The organism is Phenylobacterium sp. (assembly GCF_036263695.1).
In the GTDB taxonomy this organism is placed as follows: domain Bacteria; phylum Pseudomonadota; class Alphaproteobacteria; order Caulobacterales; family Caulobacteraceae; genus Phenylobacterium.
Genome location: NZ_DATAGM010000466.1, coordinates 1 through 8130, shown reverse-complemented (window position 1 = coordinate 8130; position 8130 = coordinate 1). Strand labels below are relative to the sequence as shown.

General features: G+C 69.5%; 11 protein-coding genes. 5 read left to right on the top strand and 6 right to left on the bottom strand.

Annotation, left to right across the window (positions count from 1 at the left end; all coding sequences use genetic code 11):
* Together VHK87_RS18835 and hflK are read right to left on the bottom strand one after the other, a co-directional pair.
* The coding region (locus tag VHK87_RS18835; RefSeq protein ID WP_329636433.1) for an SPFH domain-containing protein at nt 1-302 on the bottom strand (302 nt) is incomplete at its 3' end.
* Nucleotides 299-1486 carry an FtsH protease activity modulator HflK gene (hflK, locus tag VHK87_RS18830; protein ID WP_329636432.1) on the bottom strand — a complete coding sequence of 396 codons (1188 nt, stop codon included), beginning with the start codon at nt 1484-1486 and terminating at the stop codon, nt 299-301. The genes VHK87_RS18835 and hflK, both read right to left, overlap by 4 nt.
* Nucleotides 1487-1605: 119 nt before the next feature.
* Between hflK and VHK87_RS18825 the strand changes: the two genes are divergently transcribed.
* A complete protein-coding gene (locus VHK87_RS18825; protein ID WP_329636431.1) occupies nt 1606-2733 on the top strand; it encodes an Mrp/NBP35 family ATP-binding protein in 1128 nt (375 codons plus the stop codon).
* 1 nt (nt 2734) lies between these two features.
* On the opposite strand, the gene VHK87_RS18820 is transcribed toward VHK87_RS18825, so the two are convergent.
* Nucleotides 2735-4180: an MFS transporter gene (locus VHK87_RS18820; RefSeq protein ID WP_329636430.1), complete on the bottom strand. Its 1446-nt coding sequence runs from the start codon at nt 4178-4180 to the stop codon at nt 2735-2737.
* A gap of 124 nt (nt 4181-4304) precedes the next feature.
* A complete protein-coding gene (locus VHK87_RS18815) occupies nt 4305-5219 on the bottom strand; it encodes an SDR family oxidoreductase (RefSeq protein ID WP_329636429.1) in 915 nt (304 codons plus the stop codon).
* A 338-nt stretch (nt 5220-5557) separates the two neighbouring features.
* On the opposite strand from VHK87_RS18815, the gene VHK87_RS18810 reads away from it, so the two are divergent.
* The 4 genes from VHK87_RS18810 (at nt 5558) to VHK87_RS18795 (ending at nt 6820) form a co-directional block, all read left to right on the top strand.
* Nucleotides 5558-5764, top strand: coding sequence for a cold-shock protein (locus VHK87_RS18810; RefSeq protein ID WP_329636428.1), 207 nt, complete (start codon nt 5558-5560; stop codon nt 5762-5764).
* Nucleotides 5765-5985: 221 nt separating this feature from the next.
* Nucleotides 5986-6183: a hypothetical protein gene (locus VHK87_RS18805; RefSeq protein ID WP_329636427.1), complete on the top strand. Its 198-nt coding sequence runs from the start codon at nt 5986-5988 to the stop codon at nt 6181-6183.
* A gap of 21 nt (nt 6184-6204) precedes the next feature.
* Nucleotides 6205-6522, top strand: a complete 318-nt coding sequence (locus VHK87_RS18800; protein WP_329636426.1) for a hypothetical protein — start codon at nt 6205-6207, stop codon at nt 6520-6522.
* Nucleotides 6523-6544: 22 nt separating this feature from the next.
* Nucleotides 6545-6820, top strand: coding sequence for a hypothetical protein (locus VHK87_RS18795; protein ID WP_329636425.1), 276 nt, complete (start codon nt 6545-6547; stop codon nt 6818-6820).
* A gap of 1 nt (nt 6821) precedes the next feature.
* Here VHK87_RS18795 and VHK87_RS18790 read toward each other — a convergent pair whose 3' ends face one another.
* Together VHK87_RS18790 and VHK87_RS18785 are read right to left on the bottom strand one after the other, a co-directional pair.
* On the bottom strand, nt 6822-7775 hold the full coding sequence (locus VHK87_RS18790) for an HlyD family secretion protein (protein ID WP_329636424.1): 954 nt from the start codon (nt 7773-7775) through the stop codon (nt 6822-6824).
* Nucleotides 7776-7778: 3 nt separating this feature from the next.
* Nucleotides 7779-8130 (bottom strand): ABC transporter ATP-binding protein (locus VHK87_RS18785; protein ID WP_329636423.1); only part of this gene is annotated, 352 nt, incomplete at its 5' end.

Sequence of the window (8130 nt, the reverse complement as noted above, 5' to 3'; positions counted from 1 at the left end):
TCGATCCGGTAACGGACGAAGGCGTCGACCACCAGGCGCTCCTGGTCGGCGGCGATGATCTCTTCCTGCTGGGCCTCGAGCGAGAGGTTCCGCTTGTCGAGCTTCACGACGTTCTCGAGGAACGGCACCTTCATCTTCAGGCCGGCGTTGGGCGCGCCCGGCTGGTTGACCACCCGCACCGGCTCGCCGAGCCGCAGCACGATGGCCTGCTGGCGCTGCTCGACGACGTAGAAGGTGTTGAACAGGACGATCAGCACGGCGACCGCGGCGATCGCCCAGGTGGTGTAGCGGCGGTTGTTCATCGCTGCGTCCCCTGCTCGGCGGCCGTGGCGGCCGGCGCGGTCTGGACGGCGGGCGCGGCCGGCGCGGCCGCGGTCCCGGCCCGGGGGCGGAACACGTCGGGCGGCAGGATGATGGGCGCGCTGGCGCCCTGGCTGTCGATCACCACCTTGTTGGACTTCTCCAGCACCCTCTGCATCGTCTCGATGTAGAGCCGCTCGCGGGTCACGCCCGGCGCGCGCGAGTACTCGTTGTAGATCTGATTGAACCTGGCCGATTCACCGAGCGCCTCGCGCACGGACTGCTCGCGGTAGGCCTGGGCGGCCTGGACGATCCGCGAGGCGTCGCCCTTGGCCTCGTTGACGACCCGGTTGCGGTAGGTGTTGGCCTCGTTAATGGCGCTCTCGGCGTCCTGGCCGGCGGTGGCCACTTCGCGGAAGGCGGCGACCACTTCCGACGGCGGGTTGGCCGAGCGGATTTGCACTTCCACCACCGTCACGCCGCTGTTCCAGTAGTCGAGCGTGCGCTGCATCAGCTCGGCGGCCTGGGTCTGCACCCGCCCGCGCCCGGTGGTCAGGATGTCGGTGAGCGGGGTCTTGCCGACCACCTCGCGCATGGCGCTCTCGGCGACCGCCTTGATGGCCGCCTCCTGGTCGCGGACGTTGAACACGAACTTGTCGGCCTCGGACACCCGCCAGGTCACCGCGAAGTCCAGGTCAATGATGTTCTCATCGCCCGTGAGCATCAGGCTCTCCTGCGGGCGGTCGTCGGTGTTGGAGCCGCCGACCATCGACTGGTTCAGATTGGTGACGCCGACCCTCTCGAACTTCTCGATCGGCGCCGGCAGGTGGTAGCGCAGGCCGGGCAGCTCGACGCGGCTGAAGCGGCCGAAGCTGGTCACCACGGCCTGCTCGTGCGGCTGCACCACGTAGAAGCCGGAAAGGGCCCACAGCGCGAAGGCGATCCCGGCCACCGCCGCGATGGCGGCCGGGCGCACGCCCTCGCCGCCGGGGCCGCCGAAGAAGCGCCTGAGGCGTTCGTTGATGCGCTCGAACTGGGCGGAGAAGTCCGGCCCGTCGGGGCGCCGCGGCCCGCGCGGTCCGCCGGGCGGGCGCCTGGGCGTCCGGTTCTCGCGCCGCTCCCCATCGTCGTCGCCGGACGGCGGCGCGCCCCATGGGCCGGGGTTGGCGTTGTCATTCCAAGGCATTCAGGTCGCGTCGTCTCTTTTTTCTCGGCGCGGCCGCCTCGCGGCCAGGGCGGCCTTGTAAACCGGCGCTGCCAGCCGGATATGAGGCGCGAGCGCAGGCAAAGCAAGACAAAGGGTTCATGTCCGAGACGGCCGCCCCCGACCGCGCCGCCGTTCTGGCGGCCCTCGATCAGGTGATCGACCCCAAGTCCGGCCAGGGCCTGGCCAGCGCCGGCCTGGTGCGGGGCCTGGTGCTGCGGGCCGACCGGGCAGCCTTCGTGCTGGAGGTCGATCCGCAGGACGTTGCCCTCTACACTCCTGTGCGCGCCGCCGCCGAGCGGGCGCTGGCCGCCGCGCCCGGCGTCGCGAAGGCCCAGGTGGTGCTGACCGCCGAGGCTGCCGCCGCCCCGCCGGCCCCGGGCGTCACCCGGGTCCGCAAGGGCGCGCAGGTCCCCGAGGATCCGAAGGCCCGCCCAGTCCAGAAGCCGGACGCCAAGCGCCCGGACCATGTCGGCCGGGTGATCGCCGTGGCCAGCGGCAAGGGCGGGGTCGGCAAGTCCACCGTGGCGGTGAACCTCGCAGCCGCGCTCGCCCGATCGGGGCTGCGGGTCGGCTTCCTCGACGCGGACGTTTATGGCCCCTCGGGCCCTCGGATGCTTGGGGTGGACGGCGAGCCGGCGTTCGTCGAGGGCAAGATCGAGCCGCTGGAGGGCTGGGGGCTGAAGGTGATGTCGATCGGCTTCATGGTCGACGAGGGCCGGGCGATGATCTGGCGCGGGCCGATGGCCACCTCGGCGGTCCGCCAGATGCTGCAGGACGTACGCTGGGCCACAGCCGACGATCCGCTGGACGTGCTGGTCCTGGACCTGCCGCCCGGCACCGGCGACATCCAGCTGGAGCTTGTCCAGAACCAGAAGCTAGACGGGGTGGTGGTGGTCTCCACGCCCCAGGAGATCTCGCTGATCGACGTGCGCCGGGCGGTCTCGATGTACCAGAAGACCGGCGCCCCGATCCTGGGCGTCGTCGAGAACATGGCCTACTTCCCCGACCCGGCGACGGGCACGCCCATCCCGATCTTCGGGGCGGGCGGGGCGAGGGCGGAGGCCGAGCGGCTCGGCGTGCCGCTGCTGGCGGAGGTGCCCATCGACGTCGCCCTGCGCCAAGCCTGCGACGACGGCCGCCCGCTGGTCGCCACCGCCCCCGACAGCGCCCCGTCCAAGGCGTTCAGGGCGATGGCCCAGGCGGTGATGGCCCAGCTGCGGGACTAGCTCAGCTTCGCGAGGGCTCGATCAGCGTCGAGGGGATGGCGGCTTCGCCGGGGTCCAAGGTGTCGATCACCGGCGCCTGGTCGTAGGAGGTCCCCTCGCGCTCGTCCAGGAGGCGGCGGATCTCGGCCGTGCGCTCCGGACCGAGGCGGTAGCCGATCATGCACAGGCCGCCCAGCATCACGAACACGATCGGTCCGATCAGGTAGGCGAGCTCCAGGCCGCGGATGGCTTCGGGCGTGTTCACCGCGCCGGCCTTGGCCTGGTAGCCGACCTGTTCCAGCACCATGAAGGTCAGCCAGATCGAGAAGGCGCCGGCGATCTTGTTGGTCAGGGTCGTCAGGGCGTAGAGCAGCCCGCTGCGCTCCTTGCCCTGCTCGAGGCGCACCTCGTCGGCGACGTCGGCGGTCATCGCCCGCAGCAGCACGGTGAAGCCCGCGGCCAGGAAGCCGGCGATGAACATCGGTACGATGCCGACCAGCACGTTGCCCTTCGGGATCGCCATCAGGCCGATCAGGATCAGGCTGTAGCCGGTGGTGGCGACCATCACCGCCCGGTGCTTGCTGATCTTCATGGCCAGGCGGCCCATCAGGGGCGCGCCGATGAAGCCGGCGGCGATGTAGACCATCAGCAGCAGCGAGGCTTCGGACGTCGAGAAGCCGCGGCTGTCGGTGAAGAAGAACATGTAGACCGCGGCCATCCAGCCGGGGCCAAGCGCCAGCAGCAGGTCCGCCAGCAGGATCCGGCCCATGGTCGGCCGGGCGAACAGCGACCAGTATTCGCGAAGCTGGAACCGGTGGCCCTTCACCTCGGGGGCGATGTGCTCGGGTGTCTTCCAGACCACCGCGAACACCGCCACCGGCGTCAGCGCCAGGATGAACCAGCCCATGCCCGGGACGCCGAGGGCCTCCTCGTCGAAGCCGAGCAACTTGACCAGCATCGGCATGGTGAGGACCAGCACCGAGCCGGCCACGCCGACCGCGGCCATCACCCCGAAGATCCGCGCCCGCTCGTTGTAGGTCTTGGCCAGCGTCGCGCCCCAGGCGGCGTGCGACAGGTGCAGCATCGAGGTGCCGAGGTACATGACCAGCAGCCAGGTCATGATGTAGGGCAGCGAGACCCCCTGCGGGGCCATGAACAGCATGTAGATGGCGGCCATCAGCACCGGCGCGCCGGCGATCGTCCAGATCCGGTAGCGGCCCCAGCGCGTCTTGGTGCGGTCCATCGCCAGCCCCAGCATCGGGTCCAGCGGGATGTCGATCAGCCGGATCAGCGCGAAGGCGGCGCCGACGACCCCAAGCTCCACCCCCAGGTTCCGGGCGAAGTACTGCGGCAGGTAGACGCCGATTGCGATGGTCACCGCGGACAGCGGCAGGCTCGTAGCGGCGAAGGCCAGCACGACTCCCAGGGACAGGGGGCCGTGCTGCGCGGGCGCGTTCGTGGGGGCCAAATGGCGTCTCCTAACCTGGGGGCGGCGTCTCTAGGGGACGCCTGCCGCGGGTAAGTTACGCGCGATCACCCAGCCCAGCGCAAGGAGATTCCGGCGGCCGCCGGGCGAGCGCCGCCACCTGGAGTCAGCTCCCCTGCGTCTCCTGCATCTTCCGGAAGAACTTCTGGCTCTGCTCGCCGGCCATCTGGTAGGCCTGCTGGCCTGCCGGGTCGGTGATCTTGGCCCAGTTGTCGCGAACCTCCTCCACCGACAGGCCCTTGTCGCCCAGGTAGACGCCCTCGGTCTCGTAGATGCGCGCGACGGCGAAGGCGCCGGCGCCCGCCGTCAGGATCGTCCCGGTGGGGGCCTCTTCGGAGCAGAGGTAGACGACGCCCGGGGTCACATACTCGGGCTTCAGCCGCTCCAGGATCTGCGGAGGCATCAGGTTCTCGGTCATCCGGGTCGCCGCGACCGGGCTGATGGCGTTGACGTGGATATTGTTCTTCTGTCCCTCGAGCCGCAGCGTGTTCATGAAGCCGATCACGCCCAGCTTGGCCGCACCGTAATTCGACTGGCCGAAGTTGCCGTACATGCCGGACGACGAGGTGGTCACCACGATGCGCCCGTAGTTCTGGGTGCGCATGATCTCCCAGACGGCTTTGGCCGGCTTGACCGTGCCCATCAGGTGGACGTCGAGGACCACGTTGAAGTCGGCCAGCTCCATCTTGGCGAAGGTCTTGTCGCGCAGGATGCCGGCGTTGGCGACCAGGATGTCGATCCGGCCCCACTGGTCCATGGCCTGCTTGACCATGTGGGCCACGCCCGCGTCGTCGGCCACCGAGGAGCCGTTGGCGATCGCCTCGCCGCCGGCGGCCTTGATCTCCTCCACCACCTTCATGGCCGCTTCCGAGCCGCCGCCGGAGCCGTCGACGGAGCCGCCCAGGTCGTTGACCACCACCTTGGCGCCGCGGCGGGCCAGTTCCAGCGCGTGCTGGCGGCCCAGGCCCCCGCCGGCCCCGGTGACGATGGCGACGCGGTTGTCGAAGCGGATATCGGCCATGAGGGAAGTCTCCCGTCCATCGTGAAAGTCGCCGCGGGTTAGGCCCGGGCGGGGCAGGGCGTCAAGCGCAACGCGCCGCAGGTCCGGCGCCGCTTCACCTGAGTGAAATCAACCGGATACCTAAGAGTACATAGCGGCGCTTGTTGGAATTTCGAGAATTAGCTTGCCCGAACCGCCGAGAGCTGCGACATTCTCTGCATCGAATATCGTTTTGGTTCGGCGGCTCTCTACTCGATTTCTAATCGGGCTTCCGGGACTACCCACGACCTCTCCGAAAATTTGATCGCAGCGTCGCTCTTTGGCGCGGCGAATATCTATGCCCGGAAAGGGAATTAAACATGATCGGCACCGTGAAGTGGTTCAACGCCACCAAGGGCTTCGGCTTCATTCAACCCGATGAAGGCGGCGCGGACGTGTTCGTGCACATTTCGGCTGTTGAACGTGCGGGCCTCGGCTCGATCCACGAAGGCCAGAAGCTGAGCTACGAGCTGGAGCGGGACAAGCGCAGCGGGAAGATGTCCGCGAGCCAGCTGCAGAGCGCCTAAGGCTCCGAACCAGACAGAAACGATCAGGCCGGCCCAGCGCCGGCCTGATTTTTTTCGGCCGCGACTTCGCCGATCCGGCCTGGATTGACGGTCGCACCGGGGATTTCCGGCGACAACGGCGAAGATTGCCAATAGATTAACGCAATACACGCCCGCTCCAGGCGCCGCTCATCGGCGCCGCAGGCATGTCGGCGGCCAGGCCGCCTGAAAGGCGTCTCCAAGTGTCATCTCGCGACGGGCCCGATCGGACCATCTTCAATGTCTCGCCGCACGACGGCGGATGGGCGGTGGAGCACGAAGGATTCTTCAGCGACCACTCGCGCGACAAGGAGGTCGCCAAGGCGGCGGCGAACAAGCGCGCCCGGGCCTCCCAGGACGCCGGCCGCCCGTGCAAGGTCCTGGTCTGGGGCGAATACTAGCCGCGACCCCGGGAGGGACGAATGAGCGTCGAATCCCGGAAGATCGAAGGCGCCTTCACCCCCGGCTACTGGACCGTTCAGGTTCGGCTGCGGGACGAGGCGCAGGGCCCCCGCTATCTCTGCCACGCGACCAGCGACCGCCAGGCCCGCGGCCTGGCGCTGAGCCTGTCCAAGGCGCACGCCGACTCGCGCGGCTACGCCTACCACCGCCTCTCGGCCGAGCCCCCCAGCCCGCTGCCGGCCCTGGGCGAAGTCATCGAAATCATGAGCGGCCACATCTGGCGCCAGCTGCTGGCGCTCAGGGTGGGCTACGACCGCCTCGACCCCCAATCCGACTAGCCGAACCTCAAGGAGACCGACCATGCCGCCGGCCCAGTCCGCCAGAACCGCCCCGCCCAGGAAGAGGGGCACGGTCGCCGCCCATTTCCGCGACGCCATCGGCAAGGCCCTCGAGGAGGGCTCGGCGCAGGACGACATGATCCTGCGTCTCACGCTTTCGGACTTCTCCGAGCTGAAGCGCGACCATTCCGTGGCTGTCGAGGACATCAGCTTCAAGGGCGGCGAGATGCGCTACCTGGGCGTGAAGGTCACCGGCGGCGGGGTCGACGCCAGCCGGCTGGATCTCGCCTCCGCCTAAGTCAGCGCTGCGCTACGTCGGTGCGCAGGAACTTCACCAGCACCCTCTGACCGATCAGGAAGGGGGTGCTGTCGGCGCTGACGACCACCTCGACGACCCGGTCGTCGGCCCGCTCGGTGGGATCGTCGGACTGCAGCTTGCGGGCGCCGAACATGCCCGCACGGCGCACGACGCGGCCCTGGTAGACCTTCGAGGGGTCGCCCTCGGGCGACAGCTGCACGGCCTGGCCGATGACCACCGAGGGCAGGGCGAGCTCGGACACCTCGGCGCGAACGATGCGCCCGCCGGCCGGCTCCAGGTCGAACATGTTGGACACGTTCAGGGTGGAGGCGCCGGCGCCGGGATTGGCCTGCCGGCGCACGATCCGCCCGTCCGCGGGCGCGCGGATGATGGTCAGCTCCAGCTCATAGTTCGCCTGGGCGAGCCTGGCCTGGGCGGTGGCGATCGCCGCGCGCTGGGCCGACAGGCTCGCCTCCGCCTGGCGGATGGCGTCGGCGGCCTGGTCCAGCTTCTGGCCGGCGACGAAATTGGAGGCCGACAGGCTCTTGAGCCGCTCGTGCTCGCGGCGGGCGGTGGAGAGCTCCACCTCGGTCATGGCGATCTGGGCTCGAGCCTGGTTCAGCTCGGCCAGGGCCCGCTGGGCGTTCAGCCGCTGCTGATCGTCCTCGAGCCTCGCCAACGCCTGGCCGCGGGTCACCGCATCCCCTTCGTGGACATAGACCTCGCGCACGACGCCGGCGGTGCGGGCGGCCACCTGGATCAGCCCGCCTTCCACGTCGGCCTTGCCGTTGGCGACGGCCACATAGGGACTGGGCGCCGCCGCCTTGGCGGCCGCGGCGGCCTCTTGCGCCTTCTTGGCTCGAGCCTGTCCGGAATAGACCACGACGCCTGCGACCAGCAGGATCGCGAAGAGGGCGATCAGCCAGACGGAGCGGCGGCGAAGTAGGGCGAACATGGGTCAGGCTCCGATGAGCGCGGGCTCGGCGGCGGCGGGGACGACGGGGCCGGTCCGGCGGTCGTCGGTGATCCGGCCATCCTCCAGGTGGATGATGCGGTCCGCATAGGCTTCGAGCCGGGTGTCGTGGGTGACGCAGATCACCGCTGCGCCGTGCTCCTTGGCGGCCCGGTGCAGCAGCTTGATCACCACCTGGCCGTTCTCGCCATCCAGGGCCGAGGTGGGCTCGTCGGCGAACAGCAGCTGGGGGGCTTTGGCGATGGCCCGCGCGATGGCCACCCGCTGCTTCTCGCCGCCGGACAGCTCGGACGGGCGCTGGTGCATGCGGGGACCCAGGCCCACCTCCTCCAGCGCC

What these genes read in the sequence shown, in the direction of transcription:
- hflK (WP_329636432.1), bottom strand. Translation starts at nt 1,486, where the DNA reads ATGCCTTGGAATGACAACGCCAACCCCGGCCCATGGGGCGCGCCGCCG.
- VHK87_RS18825 (WP_329636431.1), top strand. Translation starts at nt 1,606, where the DNA reads ATGTCCGAGACGGCCGCCCCCGACCGCGCCGCCGTTCTGGCGGCCCTC.
- VHK87_RS18815 (WP_329636429.1), bottom strand. Translation starts at nt 5,219, where the DNA reads ATGGCCGATATCCGCTTCGACAACCGCGTCGCCATCGTCACCGGGGCC.
- VHK87_RS18810 (WP_329636428.1), top strand. Translation starts at nt 5,558, where the DNA reads ATGATCGGCACCGTGAAGTGGTTCAACGCCACCAAGGGCTTCGGCTTC.
- VHK87_RS18800 (WP_329636426.1), top strand. Translation starts at nt 6,205, where the DNA reads ATGAGCGTCGAATCCCGGAAGATCGAAGGCGCCTTCACCCCCGGCTAC.
- VHK87_RS18795 (WP_329636425.1), top strand. Translation starts at nt 6,545, where the DNA reads ATGCCGCCGGCCCAGTCCGCCAGAACCGCCCCGCCCAGGAAGAGGGGC.
- VHK87_RS18790 (WP_329636424.1), bottom strand. Translation starts at nt 7,775, where the DNA reads ATGTTCGCCCTACTTCGCCGCCGCTCCGTCTGGCTGATCGCCCTCTTC.